Here is a 21914-nt window from a genome sequence, read left to right as displayed (position 1 = left end):
AAAAGGCCGACGAGTTGTTATGAGAAGAGGGCCGAGAACAACTCGAAGCGAAAAAAGGCCGACGAGTTGTTATGAGAAGGGTCCGAGTAACACCTCAAAAAGGGTGTCCCAAGATAATTTTGGGACACCCCTTGGTTTTTATCATCGACTTTTTCATGGAATGTCATTTCAATGCAAGCCGGATTGCTGTATACACCGTTTTTTTATAAAACATTTTCCAAAAAAATTTGCACCACCAACGCCAATGTCGTCACCCTTAAAATCGGTTTTACATAACTCGGTTTAAGCTTACTCGCAATTCGAACACCAATTTGCGCTCCTGTCAATGACCCCAGCATGAGAGCGATGGCTACAGGCCAGATAACGGCACCGGTTGAAATATAGGTAATCGCTGCACCTAAACAGCTAGAAAATGTGGCAAGCCGGACATAGCCGACCGCTCGAATGTAGGCAATGTTCAGATGTCCAAACAAGTAAAGCATCAATGTCCCTTGTCCTGGCCCAAAAAGTCCATCATAAATTCCGATTCCGTATAGCCCCGTAACACTTTTTCCGGAAACCTTCAATCGCTCATCCCCTGAGAAATTCCCCTTTCCAATAAACGAGGCAATGAATGCAAATACCAGCAGGCAGAGTGCCACGACATACATGTCATCACTTGCAATTTTTGAAGCAATGAATCCGCCGCTTACTCCGCCAATCATGCTGACAGGAATAATCCAGAACGATTCCTTAAACGTTAATTTCTTTTCTTTATAAAGATGCAAAAAGCTCGAGAAGGAACTGATCGTATTCGAAACTTTATTCGCTGCGATCGCTGAATGCACCGGGATTCCCAAAACAAGCATCGCTGGCAAACTAATCAAGCCCCCTCCTCCTGCCAGAGTTCCAATCGTCGTTGCACAAATTCCGATGATAAAAAGAATGACATAATCCATTTTTTCACACCCCCTGAACTTATTATATTTCCGTTTGCTAAATAAGAAAATTTGATGTTTTTAATGAAAAGGGATAAGAAAAAGTTATGAATATAAGAAGCTTAAGATACGTCCCCATGCTTTCTCGTAAAAATATGAACTCAAGAACCGTCCCCATGTTCCAAGAAGGTAATCTTTCCCTTTTAGTAGAATATCTTAAAAAAAGCGAACGGGTTTGATAAAGGCTTATGGGGGTGCTGGTTTGAAGAAGGTTATGCCGTTTTTTGTTTTGATGTTTATGGTTATTTTACTTACGGGCTCTTTCCCTTCTGTTACAAGTGCGTGTTCTTGTGCTGAGCTGCCGTCTGCAGCAAGTGAATTGGAGCGGTCAAAGGCTGTATTTAGTGGGAAAGTCTTGGATATAAAAGAAAAGCGGAGTTCACAAGGATATATGACTAAATCCGTCCGCTTTGAAGTCACGAACACCTGGAAAGGCGTGACACAATCACAAATTATCATTACCACAGGTCAAGGCGGCGGGGACTGCGGGTTTAATTTTACAGAGGGTCAGGAATATTTGGTTTATGCGAACGAATCAGACATGTACGGAGCTAAAAGCCTTGTGACCCTCATCTGTGATCGGACAAATTATTTGACTGCTTTAGAAGAAGATTTGCCGATCCTTGGTGCAGGGAGACCGCCAGTTGAAAAAGTTGATTTAAGCAGCGAAAGCGAATCTAATGAAAATCAACCTTATTTATGGGCTGCCGGTGTTGTCGCCAGCGCTATAATTGTCTTTTTACTTTTAAAATTTCGCAATAAGAAGGGAAATCGCCAATGATCGAAGACTTGCGTCGCTCTATCCAGCAATTAGACGAAAATGATGCCAAATCGCTCTTACTGCAAACGATGCTCCGGTTAAAAAGGGTCCAGGAATCCAATGAAGCTCCCGGGCAAATGATCGAGGATTTATCATCATGGTATCACGAAATCGAAAGGATCCTTCAAAACGATCAGGTGGTTGAACGAGAATATAAATCAGTCCACCTTGTCTGCGGGGAGTCACATGCCGGTTCATTGCGATACACATTTGGGCATGAGCATAGGGTAATCGGCTTTCCTGACTTCTTTGCTGTCGGCCCTATCAAAAGACTTCATACAAAAGCAGGGCTTCAACGCCGATACGAATGGCTAAGGGACCATTTAAATTATTCAGATGATTATTTTGAAGAAGAGTATGAAATCAGATTAAAAAGTACGCTCGCAGAAATAGAGGCAATCTCCCCTCATGTTCCCATTGTGGTCTGGACTGCTGAAAATGCAGATGAACAAACGGGAATACGATATCTGTTGTATTTGGTAAAAGAAAAGCCAAATGACATATGCTTGATCAATACCACCACTGCTTATCAGGAATTATTCAATACGAGCGAATATCAGTATTTGTACTCCCATACCGGCGGGCCCGAACCTGAAAAATTAAAAGAGATCTATCAGAGAAAAACCTCCAGTCCTTTGACTCAAGAAGAAAGAAGACGCTTCGAGCAAGAATGGATAACCCTGGCAGAGAAAAAGGAAGTCCTGCGGATTTGGAAAAACAACAGCATCATTGCTGTAAATGAAGATTACTTTGATGAATTAATCATCACGACCGCTCAAAAATTACATAGCAAAAAAACCGAAAAAGAATTTATCAAAGCAGCCAGGATTATTGGAGAAGTCTTTGCCCAAATCGACAATCATGTAGGCGATGCCTTTTTAGAAGACAGGCTGCGGGCTCTTGTATATAAAGGAGTTTTTGAGATTAAAGGGATTCCGAAGGGTATGAGGTATTATAGTGTGAGGTTGAAATAATACAAGGCGGTTCTTTTGGTTCAGGCGAATCATTAGGACCACCCTTTTTTCATTTACGTCCTTATTCCTTTGAATTCATAGTAAAGTTATATATGATGAACTTAGAATAGATCCATTAGGAGGGTGTTACGATGGAATTAACGGTATATTTAGCAGGCCAGATTCACGACGATTGGCGAGATCAATTTGCGAACAAAGCGAAGGAACGAAATCTGCCTTTGGTCTTCGTCGGACCTCAGACAAACCATGACCGATCCGACCAAATCGGTGAGGAGATTCTCGGAAAACAGCCAGGAAAATTATACACAGATGACGCTGCGTCTGATATCAACAATTTCAGGACACAGGTCTTAATGCAAAAATCCGATATCGTCATTGCTCTATTCGGCGAAAAGTACAAACAATGGAACACCGCGATGGACGCCAGCACCGCAATTGCGATGAACAAACCTACGATTATTATTAGGCCCGAATCTTTGATCCATCCTTTGAAGGAACTGTCTAACAAGGCGAATGTGACGGTGGAGACAGTTGAGCAGGCATTGGATGTTATTAGTTATATTTATGAATAGGTAACTTGAAGCAAAGGTCCTCATGCTTCTTAGCGAGTTCTTAATTTCCTTCTCATTCAGAATATTTTCTTATATAATGGATATATAAATAAAGAGAGAAGTGCTACAACACTTCTCCCTGCAACCTCTACCGTCAGGGTGGTGGTTGTCATGAATTATCTTCGATGAGAACCACCCCTTTGCTTGTGACGGCTGCGGGTGGTTTTCAATTTCTCCAATACATTTTTCCGAAAGATATGCGCACTCACTTCACGCACAACTCCCTTCAAAACTTCCTTGAGAAGATCGAGAATTGTCTCCATAGTTATCACCTCCTTGCCCTTACAGGAGAGGAGAATGACAACCAACCACCCTTACAATATTCAGCTGCATCTTTATTCTATCACTATTTATTTCACTGGAAATCTATCATTTCCGACAAAAAACGGGAAATGTTACAGCTATACCTTACTGCATCCAGACTTTCCTTTTTGGAGACTCGACCACGGTACTGCTGTTTCAGAAAATAACATTATTTTACAATTTTTGAAACGCGAGAACCGTCCTCATGTATCACATGCTTCACTCCACCGATATCTTGACCACATCATCCAAGTATTTGGTTGTATTGTATCCAAATATATCGATTCTTTTAGGAATTACTTTGTTGCCGTCTAGCCTGAAGGTTTGGACGGTAGTGAACTGGCGGGGTTGTTCAATTTTTCCGAAGTCGAGATTGCCTGTATTTGGGTCATATTCGACTCCGTTCCGGTCAACAAACACTCCTTCAGTTTCCATCTCCGTTGAGATAGGTTCATTTTCATTTTCACCGACTATATTTACGTGTAATGTTTCATATGCCCGGTTTTTAATTTTATGATCGCTTATGACCACGGTTGTCGGCTGTCCGACTTCGACTTTATCGATGCTGATGGTACTCCCTGCATATTCAAACGTCTGTGGATATTTTTGAGTCACATCCAGCTCGATGCTTTTATTGTCTTCGAATGTAAAATAGGCCGTTTTCAACTGAACGGTAACTTCTGTTGGCTTTTCTTCATAAAGCGGGTCGAATTGGGTTTTGAAAGAATTCCAATTCGCATCTTGATATGAAGTCGTAAAACCACCGCCAAAACGGTCAGCTTTCACTTTTTTATTGTTCACTTCCAGATCGTCAAACTCAACATAGTCGATCCTCTTCTCTGGCTGCCCGATATAGATGCCATATTCCAAGATCGTTGCTGTTGGAGCAATGGTTAATTTATGAAATCGAAACGGAATTCCGTCGATTTCAGTTCGTTCATTTAATTCATATTCGATGGAAGGCTGTTTGGATACTGGGACCTCGAAGTTCCACTCACCTGTTTTATATTCAATATTCCTGGTGTTAAAACCAATCGAATCATCGGGATCTGGAATCATTTTCATAAGCTTTGAGATTTTTAGTTTCACAGTGTCGGTGTCTTTATTGAGCGGCCGCAAACCAACCCTTCCGTAAAACACATTCTTTTCCTTTTTATTAATCTCCGCTTTAAGGTCTGGAATGTAAAACCTTGGATAGTTTTGCTGGCTCAAGACTTCATTTTCGTTCTCGACATATAGGCCATCCTCATAATTCATCATATATTGATTGTCTTCATCTGTATCCTCAATTTTATAAAAAACAAGCGTCTGAACATCATCAGCAACCACGCCCGTAATCTTAATTTTCACTCCTTCGCTTTCCGCTTCCAGGTTCACCCTTTGGCCCAGTTCCTGTTGCAAAAAGGCACGTAATTGCTCGTCTTCCTCTGTCCATCCATAGTAGACGTAGTTAAATGCACCGGTTATGAATGCTATCCCGATGACGACAGCGAATACACTTGCAAAAACAAGTCCCAATCTTATCCGTTTTCTATTATTCTGTTGCCTGTGCTTCTCTTTTTCTGTCAGCCGCTTTCTGACATTCTCCATGAAAGGAGTCATCGCAGGTAAATCGTTCATCCCCTTGGAAAAATCCATCAATTTGAGCGTGACATCCTGAAAGGTGGCCAAATCCTCCTGACATTCCTGGCAATGGTAAATGTGCTTTTCAAACTCAATTTTTTCCTGCCGATTCATAGATTTCTCCATGTAATAGATGTAATGCTTATGGTACTCTTTACAGCCATTATAGGTTGATCCGTCCAATTGTTTTCTAACGGACTGTATTCCAGAGAACAAAAGCTGTTTCATTTTATCGACTGAAACTCGAAGAATAGATGCAGCTTCCTCATGAGAAAATCCTTTTACATACGTAAGGAGCATCGCTTCCTTTTCGCCATCGTCCAATTGATCCAGCGCATTAAATAAATCCTGATTTCCCTCTGAAACTTGCAACCCTCTAGCATGAGAAAGCTCTCGGCAATTATCCATGAAAATGGAGGTAACCCAAATATCGAATGACGCATCAGCTTTATAACGAGGCAATTCCTTCTGCATTTTTATAATCGAACGGTAAAATAGCTCTTCCATTTGCTGCTGATTCCTAAGGTAAAAATAACCCAGTGTATAGAAAGACTGCTTATGCCGATCGAACCAATCGACGACAGATTCTATTCCTTTTTCTCGTATAGTAGTGGTAGAAATAGAATCCATTTTTGCTGGGATCATATATGTTTCCCCCTTTAATTCGTTCTTTCTCCAACTCTATTTTACCATTAATTACCTATCATACTAGACATCTTTTTGAAGCGGAGGGACGTACCCTTTGCTTCTTTTGTTAAACGACGGTCAGCATAATCTATTTTAATCAGATGAAGGTTCTATAAAGAAAATGGAAGCATAAGGTACGTCCCCATACTTCCTTGAATCACAATTCATATCGATAACATACGACCCCTTCTGTCTGCTCGAAGCCTTCCTGCAGGTATAGGGCTTTGGCTTGTTCGTTGTCTGCATTGACACACAGCACGCATCTTTTGTATCCTTTTTCCTTCGAAAACTTGATCGACGCTCTTAAGAGAACCCTTCCTAACCCCTTCCCCTGGTATTCCGGCAAAATGGCCAGTGGTCCTATGTTCATAATTGGTGAATCTTCATATTCATCGTCCGAACCTCTCACGACACCAACTGGCTTATCGTTCTCATAAAGGATTATCATCCCACCGTTCAGGTAATCAGACTCTGATGGCATTTTTGCAACCATTTCAGGGGTAATCGCCGTTTCACTTCCCTTCAGCTTCGAGAACGCAGCATTCCTTACCATGCACCAGGCATCCTCATCAGCGCCAGGTCTGAAACTCCTAATCTCAAAGCCTTCTGGAATAGACGGATCCTGAACCTCCAAGTCCTCCCTGACTAGCAGAAAAGTATACCTCTCCACGTCAAACTTCAGCTTCGCCATGACATCCTGTAGTTCCTGATTGAGCAAGGGGACAAATAAAAACACATGATCCAAGGAATTTGTATGCTTCAATATCTCCGCAAACAGTTTTTTATAGTATTGGTCGTCGTGCGCTTCCGAATGAAAAATCCGGAACCTTGCCCTTTTTCCTCTTCGATGATAGTCATCCAGTATAAGAGAGGCCGCTCCCCTTATTTCCCCACTTGCGTCAGTTAATATATAGGTAGATTTTTCCGCATCAATTTTTAAATTTTGCAGGTCTTCATCATACAGAAATGAATCATCCAGTTCCTTTCGATGCTTTTTACAATACTCTTTAAAGTCTCCAAGCCGCTCCGCTTTTAGTGCTTCAACTTTCATAACGCTCCCTCCCCTTGAAGCAGAGGGACGTTCCCTTTGCTTCTGTTGTGAAACTACTGTCAGCATAAAACTATTAATTTTCTATATTGAAAATGGAAGCATAAGGTACGTCCCCATGCTTCCCAGGTTTCATTTAGCTTCACTCATTTGAGTTAAAATCATCAATAGTAAAATAGTCAGGATATGCAGGATGGCTAGTATTCCATATATAAACCCATCTACCTCTGTTACGAAAAGGCTAGTGGCGATTAATAAAATGGTCTCCAGTCCAAACAAAATAATGACTATTCCTATCCGCTTCGCCATTAACTTTTCATTATTGATCTTATCTTTCGCATAACCAGCTAGGAAAGACACACTTCCTTTTCTCCAAATGAATATGCCTAGCAGGACAAAGAAACTTCCCAAAAGAGCTCCAAAAGCCATATCCGCCATCATTTTTCCCTCCATAAGAAGCAAAGGGACGTACCCTTCGGTTCTATAATCGCGCTATGATTCAAGATCCATAGTTTTGAGATCAAGAAAGATTCTATTTAGAAAACGGAAGCATAAGATACGTCCCCATGCTTCTTTACTCCAATCCCTGAATCACTAGTTCCTTCACCGGCAGGAAGGTTTCGCCGGTATCCATGTATGTGATCTTGACCTGGTCGCCTTCTTTTACATAAATCGCCAATGGGTTGGTTTCGGATGAGATGATGTAGTTCTTTTTGTTGTCTAGCAGGATTGATACAATCGTGAAATCGCCTGTTTTTTCTTTGTAGACACGCAACACTTCTCCGCTCGTTTGTTTTTCTTCTGCCTTCGAACTGCCATCCAGTGTTCCCCCGCCATGCTGCAGGGCTGTTTTATATTTTCTCAATGCTTCATTTGGAGTGTTTCCATAAGCCGAAATTTCCGGGTTCGCTGCTGATACGATAAAGTAATTTTGCAGGAAGCCATTCGAATCAAGAACAGATGTTAACCAGCTTGCTTCCCCATAGAAGTTATAGAGAATCGGCATTTCGCCATGCCACTTTTTCTCGATGAATTTCTTTTCAATAATTTGCATCGTACCTTCAGAATCCATATAAGATTCTTTAAGGTTTCCAGTGTAGAAGGTCGCTTTTCCTGTCCTTGAGTTCGTCAGCGAATATCCGAGCATGGAGTCGACACCTTCTTTCGGGCTGGTAAAATCGGTGAAATAATACATTTCGCCATTCTCATCGAAGATCGGGCTGACCTGGGCTTCGGTTCCTTCATCCGACGGCAACTTTACATCCTTTTTGCCAAAAAGACTGTTCCAAAAGCCATGAATGTAATTGCCGTAATAGCTGTTTTGCAGACTGACTGCTTCTGGGGAAACTGCGCCGTCAATAAACTCAGGTACATCCGCTAAAGCATACCGCTTCGTATCCCCTGATTTTGGATCAACGACCACAACCCCTTTCACTTTAAAGCCGTTGCGGGCAGAGATGAATTCGCCAAAGGTCCTGATATAATAAGGCTTGCCTTCATCATCGATCTCAAGCTGGGTGCCTCCGTAGAAAATAGACTCCGGATACTGCATTCGGATATGGCGTTCAATATTTTTATTGAAGAAAGAAGAAGGTGTATAAATCATGTCCGATTTCTTGAATTTTGGATTTGCTGATGAATCGGTGGCACTGATTGTAAAATAACCCGGTGTTGACTTGCCATTCACCCATTTGAACAGGCCCGAAAATTCAACAGGAGCGATATAGACATACTCGCCATTGACCTTCTGGATTTGCAAATTCCCAAGCTCGTAATAACTTGTATTTGGAACTTGACCGAATGCCTTTTTCATTTTATTACGAGCAAAATGAGGTGGTACACTCGCCGGTGTTTCCTTTTCATCAAAGGTCGAGATTTCCATCTTCTCTGTCATTTTCGCAGATTCGTATTTTTCCTCCGCGTTAAAAAGAAAAGCGAGTAAAAAATACACACCTAAAAGCAAGGTTAGGACAAACAAACTCCCTTTAATCATTCTTTCCTTCCCCGCTGCAAAAATCGTACCGCCAAGCGTGATCAAAATCGCCAACGGCCACAAAGAAGAGAGGTTCCGATCTAAATTAAACAAATAATAAAACGCAAAACTTCCGATCGTAAAAAGGACAATCGCAGCGATCAATAAAGCCGACGTCATTTTCCTGCCTTGGTCTTCCGCTTTTGAAAAAGGAATCAGAATCAGAGCAGAGGCCAATCCAACCAAAAGCGCAAAAAGAATAATATTTCCCATAAAAATCCCCTTATCAGTTTGTTCTTAACATATACGAATTAGAACATATAAAGTTTCACACAGAAGCATGGTGACGTACCCTGCGCTTCTTTTTGAGCAAAGGGACGTACCCTTTGCTTCTTTAAGGAGTTTTGTTTGGGGGTTTACAGTTTAGGATCTAACGAGAGATTCTATTTAGAAAACGGAAGCATAAGATACGTCCCCATGCTTCCCCAGCTTTAGCCTGTCTCCTGGTCGCTCTTTAATTGTGTATATATTTGCTGATAGGTTGATGCTTCCTTGACCATGCCTTTGTGCTGATACATTTTGCACAGCTGCCTGACGGGAGCTGGATCAGTCGGATTGAGCTCCATTTCCCAGAAGAAACATTCGATGGCTTGATCATAATGACGAAAGCTTGCGTAAAATTGCCCCAATTCCATCATTCTGTCAGGATTCTCCATAAGAGAGGCCATTTCATTGACTTTTCGAATGGTGATAGAATGTGGAAAGTTTTTCTGAATCGGTTTCAGTTTTTCACAAACAACTGTCAAGTCATGCCCCTCCATTAGTTTTGCTGTCAGCTGCAGTATTCTTTGTTCAGATTGCTTCGGGTCATTTTCCTGAGCAACTTGCTGATGGAGCAACAGAAATTCATCCACGTGAGAAGACACAAATTCAGCATCCATATGCTTCCAAATTTCATTCAGGACCTGATGAAACTCTGCTGGCAGATCCTCAATGAAGGGGAATAAATAAACTGCCGCTTTCTCATATTGCCCTTCTCTCATCAATCCTTCAATAAAAGTTCGAGCATCTGATACCCATTTATATGGATTAATTTTTGCATAGGATAAGGCTAGAATCCAATTTTCGAGGGGTATGTACTTCAAGGCCAATTCTGTTTGGCTCTTAACGGACTCAGAAGTATGATTCCTTTTGTCATCCATCCAAACCAGCAGCCCTTCAGCATACCGTTCTTCGTTATTTAATAAACTTTCCAGCATTTGAAAATGTTCGGTGTTTTTCCGATTCGTAAAGCAATGGAACTCTGCAAATAAGGGGTCCTTCTTTTGGATTGCCGATAAAGACGAGGTAGTGTAGAAACTTGAATATGAGCTGTATTCCCGGGAATGGAGGAGATCATTAAGCTTTTCCAGGGAGGGAGATAAGTCGGACAAAATATGGATCGATTGAAAAGCTTTGAAAAAACTGCCGTTTCTTCTGTAGTGGAAAAAGATATTTTCGATTGGTTTGGCGAGCTGTTCTGATGAGAAAAAGGAGTCGAGTGCTGCAGCAATACATGGTATTTCAAGGAGGGAATAATTGCGCTGGATATGATTGAAGAGCTTGTTTTTCGCTGGTATGGCTAAAGCTGTGGCGGGAAGTAGTACAGGCAGAAGCGGATGCTCTTTATCTAAGACTATCCCTTCATTCAGCACTTTATCAATAAATGAATCTTTTTGAACCTTTTCGAGTTGATCCCCATAGATAAGGGCATTTTTGTAGAAAATCAGATAGTATTTTTCGTTTACTTCAGTTTGGACCTCGGCAACCATGAATCTGGCGAAGATTGCTGTCCGCACAACTTCTCCATTTATCATAACCCTATTAGATTTGAACGATATTTTTGTCGGCATTGTTTGATCACTATTCATGAAACATTCGGCCTCCTAATGAATCGTATCTTTAGTTCTATAGTTTAATTATACGTTACCCTTATTTAAAAAGCGACCTCGCCCTTTTGTTACTCGAAGCACAGGGACGTACCCTTTGCTTCTGAAGACAGATTGACGGTTCAGCCGTCTCACAATTTTACATATTTTTACTGATTATGAGACACTAGACCGTTCCTTTGTCCAAGCGAGTGAAAGTTACTAGCGCCGCCTTTACCTATTCGTATCCCGCCCGGTGAAGATACCCGGTCAATGATAAGCAGGAATGTCTTTATCAGAAGGCGGAAACTTGCCAGCAACACTCTCCACTGCCCGTCGGTTTGTCTTAATTTCTATCCAATCTATTAAATTCTCATCGCAGTCTTCTAAGCAGCCAAGCACCTCTTCTCATCATCCTCCCCATCAAAAAAAGTTCTATGTATTTATGTAAAAAAAAACGGTTCATGAAACTTAAGGACCGCACTTTCCTTATTGTTATTAATAAAAATAGGAACACGAGAACCGTCCCCATGTTCACGTGTCCCTTCTAGCAATTACAATATTTCGATATACCCTTCTGTTCCATGCACGCGAATTTGTTGCCCATCTTTAATTAGTTTAGTAGCATTTTCCACTCCGACAACTGCTGGCAAGCCGTATTCACGTGCGATCACTGCTCCATGGGTCATCAGCCCGCCTACTTCGGTGACTAGGCCTTTTATGGATACAAACAAAGGTGTCCAGCTGGGGTCAGTAAAGGAGGTGACTAGTATATCCCCAACTTCTAGATTTGCATCTTCCATTTTTAAGATGACGCGTGCTCTGCCCTCTATAACTCCAGAAGAAACCGGTAGACCTACAATAGCTCCAGCTGGGAGATTTTCTCGTTTGTATTCACCTGCAATGATTTCACCATCAGACGTGATAACACGTGGAGGAGTTAGTTTTTCATATAATTTGTACTCTTCTTTTCGTTTGCTGATCATCTGGTTATCCAGTTTATTTGTGCGTACGACTTCAAGAAGTTCTTCAAAAGTTAGATAGTATATATCTTCTTTTTCATGAAGGACGCCCGTTTGTACGAGTTGTTCAGCTTCTATCAGTAAAGCCTGCTTATAAACGAAGTAGCGATTAATCATGCCGTATTTCGGATATTCACGATACCCGATGAAATTCCTGATTATGTCAATCATTCGTTTTGTTTCTTTTGCTTTTTGTTCACCATCCGGTAATTGCTTCAAGCGATCTAATAACTCTTGTTCTTTTTCAAAAGCAACACGCCGCCCTAGCTCGAATTTCCGATTGCTGGCATTTGGCTCAAAGTTTTTGATATTGCTAAGAATTAAAGGGACAAGTGTAATTGGTTTTTCGCTCCAACGGGTTTTAGTAATATCGATTTCTCCGGCACATCGCATTCCGTATTTGTTGAGAAAAGCATTGAAAGCGTTTCTAGCTTCCTGTCCACCATCAAAATTAACTAGTTCATCCAAAAAGTGATCATCTTTTACATGTTGTAAATAATCAATTACTTCTGGATAAGGACGAATCACATCTGCGACATCCAATAGTGCTAGACCCATTTCCGATGTAATATTATTTGGTACAGATTGAGAAAGCGTGTCCGCCGCGTTTTTTTCACCTAACCACTCGTTCATTTTTTCATTGATCCATGATGAAGCATTTATAGCAGCCATAAATACAGCTGAACTTTGTGGGTCAAATAAAATCTTCTTTAATTCCTGTATATCTTCTAGAATAAAATCAAATAAATCTGATCCTATTTTCGTTTGAATGTTTTGTTTTAACTCTTCTATGGATGTTTGGCTGCGATTAATCAAATCAGAAACGATTGATGGATTGTTTTCAATTTGTTCCAACATATCTGTATTGCCTCTGCTAGGACTCGGTGCTTTAATATCATTTGGTAACGTTTTTATAAAATCTCCTCGCTCAATGATGTTCATAAGTGCGTCTTTCATGAGCGGATCATGTTGTCCCATAGTCTTTAATAAAATGTTTCTACTGACAGGCGAAGCCAGTTGATGTGTCACATCAACAAACAACCTACCGCCAGCTTTACGCATGGGTGCATTCGTCGTTAACAGAAAAAAAGACAATCCCAATGGTTTCATGGAATCGGTCATCATTTGATTATGACCGACAGATACATAAACGTGATTTTCTTCATCATTCGCTTCAGGGATGGGGTATAACGTAGTGATTGGACGACTCTGGACAATATAAAATGTATCATCAACCAAACACCATTCAATGTCTTGCGGGCAGCCAAAATATGTTTCGATCTGTCTACCTATGCGGGCTAGTTGTAAAATTTGCTGTTCAGTAAGTGTTTGAGTCTTTTGCTGGTCAGGATCAATCTGCTTTGTCTCTGTTCCGCCTTCTTTTCGTCCATAGATAGCCAATTTTTTGGCTGCAATCCTCTTATCGACGATTTCTTCATCCCGCACTTTATAACTATCGGCAGTTACCAAGCCGGAGACCAGTGCTTCTCCAAGTCCAAAACTGGCATCGATGGATAGCACCTTTCGGTTAGCAGTAATCGGATCAGCTGTAAATAAAATACCTGAAACCTGTGGAAAAACCATCCTTTGAACGACAACGGATAAATACACTTGTCTGTGGTCAAATCCTTTTTGCATTCGGTAGATCACCGCACGATCCGTAAAAAGGGATGCCCAACATTTGCTGATATGCTGCAAAATTGCTTCTTTTCCGATGACATTTAAATAACTGTCGTGTTGACCAGCAAAAGAGGCATGTGGTAAATCTTCAGCAGTCGCACTAGAACGCACGGCATAAGCATGTTCATCGCCGAACTGGGAGAGATAGTGATCAACTGCTTTCACAACATCAGCTAGAATTTCTACTTCCATGAGGATTTGTCGAATCTTCCTGCTGATTTCACCAATTTGGTCTCGATTCTCTACTTTGAGCAGTGTTAGTTGATCCAACAATGCTTGAAACGTTTCATTTTGTTCGATGGCTTTTTGATATCCCACGGTTGTAACACAAAATCCTTCTGGCACCTGTATTCCTTGAATTTTGGATAATTCCCCTAAATTCAACCCTTTTCCGCCAACGAGCAAAAGCTGCGTTTGATCCATTTCCTGAAAACCGAGAACCACAGAACTCATTCTACATCTCCCCTAACCATTATATTTTTGGTTTCTTTGATGCTGCGAGTGCTCACCACTGTCCTTTACCTGTAGTACGATTTCAAGTTTGCAGAACAGGTCCTCTCCTATAAATCCCTCCAACAAACCTCATTAACTTCTACTGCATTTTAGCAGGAGTAAATGAGAAGAAACAGTCTATAATCACCATTTATTATCTGTTATAATTAACTTAGGAAGAGGTCAATTTTTTTAAAAAAACTCCCTTACCATACAGTAACCTGCTGCCCGGTTCAGCACATTTACCTACATATTTAGACCGTCCATAAAATGACCACATAAAAAATGGCTGCTATCCTCGATAGGATTAGCAGCCACTTTAATGAATAAGCGAAGCTGAGGTAAGCAAAGGGACGGGAGACTAAGGGACGGTTCCGCTGTTTCAACAAATGACGTATTCTTGCCACATTTATAAGAAACAGAAACCATCCCCCCATCTTGAACTATTTTTCCGTTTTAAACGTTACTTCACCTACACCGATGTCAGCATCCAGATCAATCTTAACTTTTGCATCTTCAAATGCTTCATTTACATAAACTCCATTACCTTTCGAAATCAAATTTTCAAAAGACGAAGAGCCGATTCCTTTTTCAGCATGTATTCTTACACCTGTATCTTTAGGAAGAATAACGATCATCTTTCCGACTCCCGATGAAATCCGGGCATCAAAGCTTTCTTTCCAATCTCCTCCAAGATCTACGGTTATTTCACCAACTCCTGCGTTAATTTCAAGGTTTGAAAGCTCGATTCCTTTCAAATCAAGATCGGTCTCTGATGCTCCGGCATTTACGACAAGGTCTACTGGAACATCTTCGGTTATTTTCAGATTCCATTCATTCTTCATCTTACCCATTTTAAAATGATTTGGCTGAGCGATCTCCACCTTGCCGACTTTCCCGTCTAGATCATAGGTAACCTCAGGCTTCATCTTTTCCGGTTCATAGATTGCGTTACCATTAACCCATTCATCAGCACCGCCGGCAACATCCATTTTTCCCGCGCCAAAATTCAAAACAACCTCAAGCTCTTTTGCTTTATCCTTCTTAACAACGAGTTCATCATCATTTTTATCACTCGCAAAAATTGTATTATTGCATCCAGACAGTAATAAAACGGCAGATAATGCTGCCAATCCAAATCCCATAACTTTTTTCATTTGATATCGCCTCCGTTTGATTATAGGTTAATCATAAGCCATCACCCATTATCATTTAACAGGCTGAGGCTTTAACTTATAATCAGACCTGAGACCTATATATGGAAAATTAATCCATCCACGAGACAGAGGGACGGATCCGTTGCCTTTAAAAAATTCTATATCGTTACAATATTTAAAACGCTGGAACCGCCCGACTTTTCCGGCAAGTTATTATCCATTTCACATAGCATAAAAAAAAACGTCTTAACCCAGTGATATCAACGGGTTAAGACAGTTTTCATAAGATCATTAAATAGCGTTAATTTATTTTTATACGAATAAAAGAGGGAAAAGTTTTGTGAATAACTATAAGATCGTATTTTTCTATTCATTATTCATAAAATTTTGTCTCTCTAAGTACTTCAGTACCGTTTGTGAAAATTCGAGGTGCGATTCCTTCGTATACTTGGCCTTGGTATAGACTTGAGCAAGATTTTTTAATCCTAATCGTTCTGTCATTTCTTTAAGTTTGGGGATGTCCATATAGCGGTTCCATCCCTTTTCATTTCTATCTTTATAAATTTCTAGAATTTCTTCATCAGAATAATCACGATACTGGTCGTAGTGAACAAGTCCATCCTTTGGCAAACGATCACGTGGGGCAGGGTTTTCTGCGGGATACCCTAATGAATAACCAACAACGGGTACGACATTTGGTGGTAAGTTTAGCAGTTCACCAATTTGATCACAATTTGCAAGCGTAGAGCCCATATAGCAAATGCCCAGCCCAGCATTTTCAGCTGCTAAAGCACAGTTTTGTGCTACCAAAGCTGCATCAATGGCACCGATCATAAAGCTCATGTAATTATCAAAATGTACAGGTGCATCGTTCAGCGCAAGCCACTTCCTCATCCTATTAAAATCAGCACAAAATGTTAATAGTATAGGTGCATCAACAACCATCGATTGCTCCATATGAGCAGTGTATAATTTTTTCTTAAGTTCTTTGTCTTTCGTGACGATAATCGAATAAGTCTGCATATTACCGCTTGAAGAGGCACGAATACCCGCCTCTAAAATTTGGTCCAGCATAACTTGATCTATTTCCCTATCTTCATATTCTCGAATGGATCTGTGTCCGTGTATAACATCATTCAATTCCAAAACAATCACTCCTAAATATCTGTTAGGGACATGGGGACGTACCCTTTGCTTCCGGAAGCACAGGGACGGAAGCACAGGGACGTACCCTTTGCTTCTATAGAGGGGTTTATTCAGAATCCATAGTATTGAGACTTCATGGGAGATTCTATTTAGAAAACGGAAGCATAAGATACGTCCCTATGTTTATTTTGCCTATTGTTATTCTCAGACTCAATTCGACATTTAGTTTTAAATACCTTTTCGTTATCTTTACATTTTTATATGTTCACTTTGCCATTGGCTAAGAAAAGTTTTCAGCAACACTTTTGATTTAGGTTAGGGATCTCACTATAAATTAAGTTTCTTATATTACTAGATGGGCTATTTGGCTGAATTCGAAGAGTAAGGTGTGACTTTAAGTATTACTCCTATAAAAGAAGGTTTTTCCATTTTCATACAGAATACAAATATATAAATATACTTTCCAGGAGGTAATTCAAATGGTTGCAACACAAGCAATTTTGGCATGGACTTTTATTTCTGAGTGCCCTATACCTAATGACGTAAATGATTTATTGGTGGAAGGAGAAACCGCGGTTGCTGCTTATAAAACCATTCGTGACAGCGCCATTTTCACGAATAAGCGATTAATCGTAAGAGACGCACAAGGCCTAACAGGGAAGAAGGTTGAAATCTACTCCTTACCATATTCGTCAATCAATATGTGGTCCTCTGAAAATGCAGGCAGCCTGTTCGATTTCAACGCCGAAGTTGAATTATGGACAAGAGCTGGCCATATAAAAGTAAATCTTAAAAAAGGCATTGATGTTCGAAAGTTTGATAAGTTGATCGCTGAGGCGCTTCTCTAGTATGCAAAAAAGCATTCCATGTTTATAACAAGGAATGCTTTTTTTATATTAGCGTAGGGACGTATCTTATGCTTCTTTTAAGTTAACCACTAGAGAAGAAGCACAGGGTACGTCCCCATGCTTCCGTCCCCATGCTTCCGCAAACCTTGACGCATACTTGGGTGTTATGGGGGTAAAATCAAAAGGATAACTCTTGAAAAAGGAGGCAATATCCTTGAAGAAAAGCTCATCCACAGAACGGTATATGCCCATGACGTCAACGACTAGCGGAATGATTGTAAGCGTTGCGGAAGGCGTACATTATTTAACAGTTCAGATTGTAAACCTTTGCTTTGTACAGGTTTCTGCAGACGATTGGGTATTAGTCGATGCAGGCATGCCAAAGTCAGCTGATAAAATCATAGATGCGGCTAAGGAACTTTTCGGAGAAAACGCAAAGCCAAAGGCGATTATTTTAACACATGGGCACTTTGACCATGTAGGTGCTATTATTGATTTGGTTGAGCACTGGCAAGTTCCTGTTTACGCACATACATTGGAGATGCCATTCTTAACGGGCAAGGAGGACTATCCAAAACCGGATGCAAGTGTCGAGGGAGGATTGGTTGCTAAAATATCGCCAACTTTTCCTCACGAGGGAATCGACCTCGACACACATGTTCAGGCATTACCTGAAGATGGCAGCGTTCCCCATATGCCAGGCTGGAAATGGATTCACACACCAGGTCATACACCGGGACATGTTTCATTTTACAGAAAAAGTGACGGAGTGTTGATTGCGGGGGACGCCTTTGTAACGGTCAAACAGGAATCTCTTTATAGTGTGCTGACCCAGGAACAGGAAATAAGCGGTCCGCCGCGTTATTTAACAACCGATTGGGAATCAGCACGCGCTTCCGTACAAAAGCTAGAAGCCCTGAACCCAACAGTCGCGGTCACAGGCCACGGGATACCTATGGCTGCGGAAACATTAAGGGAGAACCTGGCTAGACTGGCAGCTGAATTTGATGATATAGCCATACCTGACTACGGCAGATACGTCGATGGCGAAAGGTAAGGAGCACGGGGACGTACCCTGTGCTTCTTCTCGCTTTGCTTCTTGTGTCAGCACAAAATTATACTAATTCGATGGAGTTCTATGAAAAGAAACGGAAGCATAAGATACGTCCCTATGCTTCCTTCCATGGCAAAAGGTAGATATAGATTTAGAGACAGCGGAATCATCCCGCTGTCTCCTTTTAATTTATGCGAACCCTATGCTTCAAGGATTTTGATATTATCTTCATTGTCTTTACGAAGCTCTTCCACTAGCTTGCTGATTTTTTCCTGCTCTTTTTGAGAGAGAACTTGCTGCTCAAGCTTTGGCTTTATCTTTTCGAGTTCTTCCGGTTTCTGCTTTTGACTTTCTGCTTGCTGTTTATATTGATCATACAACACCTGGACTTCTTGATCGGTCACTTCCACCTTACCTATCTTGCTGTCCAAATATTTTGTGACCAACATTTGTTTTTCCATCTGGTCCTTAAGCTCACTCTCGGTTACCTTATTCTTTTTCAGTGCTTCTTCAAACTGTTTATCATTTTCGAAGTTGGATTTAATCTTTTCCAGCTCTGTATCCATTTCTTTTTGATTGACGGAGATGCCATTCTTCTCAGCTGTCTGAAGAAGCAGCTCAGCATTGACCATTTGATCCAGAACTGACTTTTCGAGTTCAGCCTTCATCTTGCTATCCATTTGATCTGCCGGCATGCCCTGTTGCTCATAAGATGTTTTCGTAGCCTCCAGCTCTTTTTCATATTTCTGTTTCGAAATACCTTCCCCATTCACTGTTGCGACCAAATCTTCTTTATTTTGTTCAGCATTTCCTTCCGAGCTATCCTTGCTGCATGCGCCGAGCACAAGGACGGCTATGCTCAATAAAAAAATGCCTGTAAAAATGCGCTTCATCATAACAAACTCCCCTTTCACTCAAAATGTCCGTCATACTAACACATTCCTTGAATGAATAGGAGGGTTGTAAGGGAAGTGTCATCAGATTGTAATATAATAAACGGTAAGAAAAGCGAATTCTCGCGTGGGATTCGAGGGTATATTTAAGTGAAATAGTTACGGTTCCTCCGTCTCATAAAATGACATATCTTCACATTTATGAGACACAATAGCCGTCCCTTCTCAGAATATACTTCGCCTTACGAATGAGACAGGAGAACCGCCCTGTGTTACTCAAACGGATATTTCAATCCCCACTGTCCACGAATTTCATCCATCAATTTCATTATTTCTAACGATTCCTCCAACGGAATGACGGTACTTTCTAAAAGTCCTTGGTTCAGGCATTTTCCTACCTCTTCTATTTCAAACGCATAACCAGCCGATTTTCTGTCATCATTAAATGTCTCTACTTCCTCACCGTCCTTATATAAAGTAGCTGATTTCGCACTAAAGAAGGACGGAATTCGAATAGATCCTTCTGTTCCATGTATGTAAGCTTCGTTATTTAAACTCACTCGAAATGCGCCATTAAGGGTGGCGGTCTTTCCAGAAGGATAGGACATAATAATAGAAAACTGCTCATCAACACCCGTTTCACCAATATGAGCAGAGCTCAGAATCTTCTCTGGGTTTGTTCCAAATATCATGGATGCAAATGATACAGGGTAGATCCCTACATCAAGTAATGCTCCTCCTCCAAGGGCCGGATTAAGTAATCTCCACTCGGGATCCCATGTTGCACGGAAACCAAAATCCGCTTTTAGTAAAAGTACTTCGCCAATTTTTCCGCTGTCAATCCATTCTCTAACTTTAACAATTGGAGGCAGGAAACGTGTCCACATTGCCTCCATCAAGAAAAGCTCCTGATCTCTTGCCACCTGAATGATTTCTTCTAGTTCTTCGCTATTTATGGTAAAAGGCTTCTCGCAAAGCACAGCCTTGCCAGCACGAAGACACTCCAATACATTGTCCTTATGAAAAGGGTGTGGCGTGGCAATATAAATTGCATCTACATCTGAATCTTGCACTAGTTCTTCGTAGCTTCCATATGCACGGGAAACGCCATGCTCTTCCGCAAACTTTGCAGCACTCTCTTTAGTACGTGAACCAACAGCAGTCTTTTCCGTATTTTTAGCAAACGCTAAATCTTTGGCAAAAGCACTTGCTATACCACCTGTCCCTAGAATTCCCCATTTGATTATTTTATCGCCCATCGTCTAACCCTCTCCTTAAGCAATTAGTAGTCTAGAACAAACCTTGTTAGTCCATTATACTATTTGAAGCAAAGGGACGTACCCTTTGCTTCTATAATGGAGTTGTGATTCAGGGTCCATAGTTTTGAGATTTCATGAAAAATTCCATTTAGAAAACGGAAGCATAAGATACGTCCCCATGCTTCCGTTTCACTTTTTGTCATATTTTTCTATAATTCACAATTGCCACATGGTAACATCGGAGTAGAATAGGTTAGGAGAATCCATATGAAAAATTTAGAAGAAGTCATTAAAGAGGTTCATTCCAAGGTTAATTTTTCAGGAGCGGTGAAGGTTCAAGATGGGACCGGTCACGCCGCCACTGCCAGCTTTGGCTATGCAAATCGGTCTGATTCATTAAAAAACAACGCGGAAACCCGGTTCGGAATCGCCTCTGGCTGCAAGCTTTTCACAGCAATCGCCATTTGCCAGCTTGTGGAGCAAGGCAAGTTCACCTTTGATACGAGATTAAGTGATTGCCTTGATTTAGAGTTTCCTAGTTTCAGTGAAGAGATTACAATTCACCATTTGCTGACGCATACATCCGGTATTCCTGACTATTTTGACGAGGATGTCATGGATGATTTTGAGGAGCTCTGGATTAACAGGCCGATGTATCATATCAGAAGCCTAAAGGATTTCCTGCCTATGTTCCAGAATGAGCAGATGAAATCCGCACCAGGCGAATCCTTCCACTATAATAACGCTGGATACATTTTATTAGGCCTGATTATAGAACAAGCCTCCAGGATGGAGTTTACTGAATATGTTCAGGAAAATATTTTTAAGAGAGCAGGCATGAGTCAATCCGGTTATTTTTCCTTTGACGCCCTCCCGTCGAATACAGCATTAGGCTATATCGACCTTCCTGATGGGACATGGAAGACGAATATCTATTCACTGCCGGTAAAAGGCGGCTCTGATGGTGGCGCATATGTCACCGTAGAAGACATGGTTAAGCTGTGGAACGCGCTTTATATTCACCTTTTACTAAGTGAGGAGTCGTTAAATAAACTACTGACTCTCCACGTACAAGTCAATGAAACAGGCTATTACGGATACGGGATCTGGATCAAGAAAGACGCCAATCAAGTATTGAAATACCATGTCATGGGCTATGACCCAGGAGTCAGCTTCCATTCAGCATATTATCCAGCCACCCAAACTATTGCCGTCGTCTGCTCCAACAAATCCAAAGGAGCTTTCGAGATTATGAGGGCAATCGAAGAACACAGAGAAGCATAGGGAAGTACCCTTTGCTTCCCGCGACAAAGGGACGGTTCTGCAGTCTCACAAAGTTACACATTTTTACTGTTCATGAGACACTAGACCCTCCCCTTTTCCGCCCTCAATTAAATCTCCGGCATGATCCAAACGATTTCCCGGATCCGAACAAAAAATT

General features: G+C 41.1%; 18 protein-coding genes. 6 read left to right on the top strand and 12 right to left on the bottom strand.

Translation table 11 applies throughout. The annotated features are described in order from the left end of the window. Positions 1–203 precede the first annotated feature (203 nt). On the bottom strand, positions 204–938 hold the full coding sequence (locus V7654_RS05915) for a sulfite exporter TauE/SafE family protein (protein WP_335429255.1): 735 nt from the start codon (positions 936–938) through the stop codon (positions 204–206). Between the two features lie 241 nt (positions 939–1179). On the opposite strand from V7654_RS05915, the gene V7654_RS05910 reads away from it, so the two are divergent. The 3 genes from V7654_RS05910 to V7654_RS05900 all read left to right on the top strand — a co-directional run bounded on the left by V7654_RS05910 (position 1180) and on the right by V7654_RS05900 (position 3343). Then, positions 1180–1758, top strand: a complete 579-nt coding sequence (locus V7654_RS05910) for a hypothetical protein (protein ID WP_335429254.1) — start codon at positions 1180–1182, stop codon at positions 1756–1758. Beyond that, positions 1755–2771 (top strand): DUF1835 domain-containing protein, encoded by a 1017-nt coding sequence (locus V7654_RS05905; RefSeq protein WP_335429253.1) that lies wholly within the window; start codon positions 1755–1757, stop codon positions 2769–2771. Before V7654_RS05910 ends, V7654_RS05905 begins: the two co-directional genes overlap by 4 nt. Before the next feature lie 131 nt (positions 2772–2902). After that, a complete protein-coding gene (locus V7654_RS05900; RefSeq protein WP_335429252.1) occupies positions 2903–3343 on the top strand; it encodes a YtoQ family protein in 441 nt (146 codons plus the stop codon). 155 nt (positions 3344–3498) lie between these two features. On the opposite strand, the gene V7654_RS05895 is transcribed toward V7654_RS05900, so the two are convergent. The 9 genes from V7654_RS05895 to V7654_RS05855 form a co-directional block, all read right to left on the bottom strand. After that, positions 3499–3645 (bottom strand): hypothetical protein, encoded by a 147-nt coding sequence (locus V7654_RS05895; RefSeq protein ID WP_335429251.1) that lies wholly within the window; start codon positions 3643–3645, stop codon positions 3499–3501. Between the two features lie 259 nt (positions 3646–3904). Beyond that, on the bottom strand, positions 3905–5953 hold the full coding sequence (locus V7654_RS05890; RefSeq protein ID WP_335429250.1) for a DUF4179 domain-containing protein: 2049 nt from the start codon (positions 5951–5953) through the stop codon (positions 3905–3907). A gap of 199 nt (positions 5954–6152) precedes the next feature. Next, a complete protein-coding gene (locus V7654_RS05885; protein WP_335429249.1) occupies positions 6153–7046 on the bottom strand; it encodes a GNAT family N-acetyltransferase in 894 nt (297 codons plus the stop codon). A 129-nt stretch (positions 7047–7175) separates the two neighbouring features. Next, entirely contained in the window at positions 7176–7481 is a 306-nt protein-coding gene (locus V7654_RS05880; protein WP_335429248.1) for a hypothetical protein, read from the bottom strand. Between the two features lie 136 nt (positions 7482–7617). Beyond that, positions 7618–9288 (bottom strand): hypothetical protein, encoded by a 1671-nt coding sequence (locus V7654_RS05875; protein WP_335429247.1) that lies wholly within the window; start codon positions 9286–9288, stop codon positions 7618–7620. Positions 9289–9506: 218 nt separating this feature from the next. Further along, the gene (locus V7654_RS05870) at positions 9507–10925 is read right to left on the bottom strand and encodes a hypothetical protein (RefSeq protein ID WP_335429246.1); all 1419 of its coding nucleotides are present in this window, start codon (positions 10923–10925) and stop codon (positions 9507–9509) included. 551 nt (positions 10926–11476) lie between these two features. Then, complete coding sequence (gene ppsA, locus V7654_RS05865) at positions 11477–14077, bottom strand: phosphoenolpyruvate synthase (RefSeq protein ID WP_335429245.1); 2601 nt, start codon at positions 14075–14077, stop codon at positions 11477–11479. Between the two features lie 482 nt (positions 14078–14559). After that, complete coding sequence (locus V7654_RS05860) at positions 14560–15273, bottom strand: toast rack family protein (RefSeq protein WP_335429242.1); 714 nt, start codon at positions 15271–15273, stop codon at positions 14560–14562. 366 nt (positions 15274–15639) lie between these two features. After that, positions 15640–16428, bottom strand: a complete 789-nt coding sequence (locus tag V7654_RS05855; protein ID WP_335429241.1) for a nitroreductase family protein — start codon at positions 16426–16428, stop codon at positions 15640–15642. 470 nt (positions 16429–16898) lie between these two features. Between V7654_RS05855 and V7654_RS05850 the strand changes: the two genes are divergently transcribed. After that, entirely contained in the window at positions 16899–17267 is a 369-nt protein-coding gene (locus tag V7654_RS05850) for a PH domain-containing protein (RefSeq protein WP_335429240.1), read from the top strand. 214 nt (positions 17268–17481) lie between these two features. Beyond that, positions 17482–18324: an MBL fold metallo-hydrolase gene (locus V7654_RS05845; RefSeq protein WP_335429239.1), complete on the top strand. Its 843-nt coding sequence runs from the start codon at positions 17482–17484 to the stop codon at positions 18322–18324. A gap of 197 nt (positions 18325–18521) precedes the next feature. Here the strand turns inward: V7654_RS05845 and V7654_RS05840 are convergent, their stop codons facing one another. Both V7654_RS05840 and V7654_RS05835 read right to left on the bottom strand, forming a co-directional pair. Next, positions 18522–19217 carry a SurA N-terminal domain-containing protein gene (locus V7654_RS05840; protein ID WP_335429238.1) on the bottom strand — a complete coding sequence of 232 codons (696 nt, stop codon included), beginning with the start codon at positions 19215–19217 and terminating at the stop codon, positions 18522–18524. A 269-nt stretch (positions 19218–19486) separates the two neighbouring features. Then, positions 19487–20473, bottom strand: a complete 987-nt coding sequence (locus V7654_RS05835) for a Gfo/Idh/MocA family protein (RefSeq protein ID WP_335429237.1) — start codon at positions 20471–20473, stop codon at positions 19487–19489. Positions 20474–20740: 267 nt separating this feature from the next. Here V7654_RS05835 and V7654_RS05830 point away from each other — a divergent pair, with 267 nt between their 5' ends. Continuing rightward, on the top strand, positions 20741–21757 hold the full coding sequence (locus tag V7654_RS05830) for a serine hydrolase domain-containing protein (RefSeq protein ID WP_335429235.1): 1017 nt from the start codon (positions 20741–20743) through the stop codon (positions 21755–21757). Positions 21758–21914 lie beyond the last annotated feature (157 nt).

The organism is Bacillus sp. JJ1609, from assembly GCF_036967045.1.
In the GTDB taxonomy this organism is placed as follows: Bacteria; Bacillota; Bacilli; order Bacillales; family Cytobacillaceae; genus Mesobacillus.
Note: the sequence above shows the minus strand (reverse complement) of the source record. Positions and strands in the feature narration are given on the sequence as shown.

Coding starts and splice junctions, on each gene's coding strand:
- V7654_RS05915 (WP_335429255.1), bottom strand. CDS start 938: ATGGATTATGTCATTCTTTTTATCATCGGAATTTGTGCAACGACGATT.
- V7654_RS05905 (WP_335429253.1), top strand. CDS start 1,755: ATGATCGAAGACTTGCGTCGCTCTATCCAGCAATTAGACGAAAATGAT.
- V7654_RS05900 (WP_335429252.1), top strand. CDS start 2,903: ATGGAATTAACGGTATATTTAGCAGGCCAGATTCACGACGATTGGCGA.
- V7654_RS05895 (WP_335429251.1), bottom strand. CDS start 3,645: ATGGAGACAATTCTCGATCTTCTCAAGGAAGTTTTGAAGGGAGTTGTG.
- V7654_RS05890 (WP_335429250.1), bottom strand. CDS start 5,953: ATGATCCCAGCAAAAATGGATTCTATTTCTACCACTACTATACGAGAA.
- V7654_RS05885 (WP_335429249.1), bottom strand. CDS start 7,046: ATGAAAGTTGAAGCACTAAAAGCGGAGCGGCTTGGAGACTTTAAAGAG.
- V7654_RS05880 (WP_335429248.1), bottom strand. CDS start 7,481: ATGGCGGATATGGCTTTTGGAGCTCTTTTGGGAAGTTTCTTTGTCCTG.
- V7654_RS05875 (WP_335429247.1), bottom strand. CDS start 9,288: ATGGGAAATATTATTCTTTTTGCGCTTTTGGTTGGATTGGCCTCTGCT.
- V7654_RS05870 (WP_335429246.1), bottom strand. CDS start 10,925: ATGAATAGTGATCAAACAATGCCGACAAAAATATCGTTCAAATCTAAT.
- ppsA (WP_335429245.1), bottom strand. CDS start 14,077: ATGAGTTCTGTGGTTCTCGGTTTTCAGGAAATGGATCAAACGCAGCTT.
- V7654_RS05860 (WP_335429242.1), bottom strand. CDS start 15,273: ATGAAAAAAGTTATGGGATTTGGATTGGCAGCATTATCTGCCGTTTTA.
- V7654_RS05850 (WP_335429240.1), top strand. CDS start 16,899: ATGGTTGCAACACAAGCAATTTTGGCATGGACTTTTATTTCTGAGTGC.
- V7654_RS05840 (WP_335429238.1), bottom strand. CDS start 19,217: ATGATGAAGCGCATTTTTACAGGCATTTTTTTATTGAGCATAGCCGTC.
- V7654_RS05835 (WP_335429237.1), bottom strand. CDS start 20,473: ATGGGCGATAAAATAATCAAATGGGGAATTCTAGGGACAGGTGGTATA.
- V7654_RS05830 (WP_335429235.1), top strand. CDS start 20,741: ATGAAAAATTTAGAAGAAGTCATTAAAGAGGTTCATTCCAAGGTTAAT.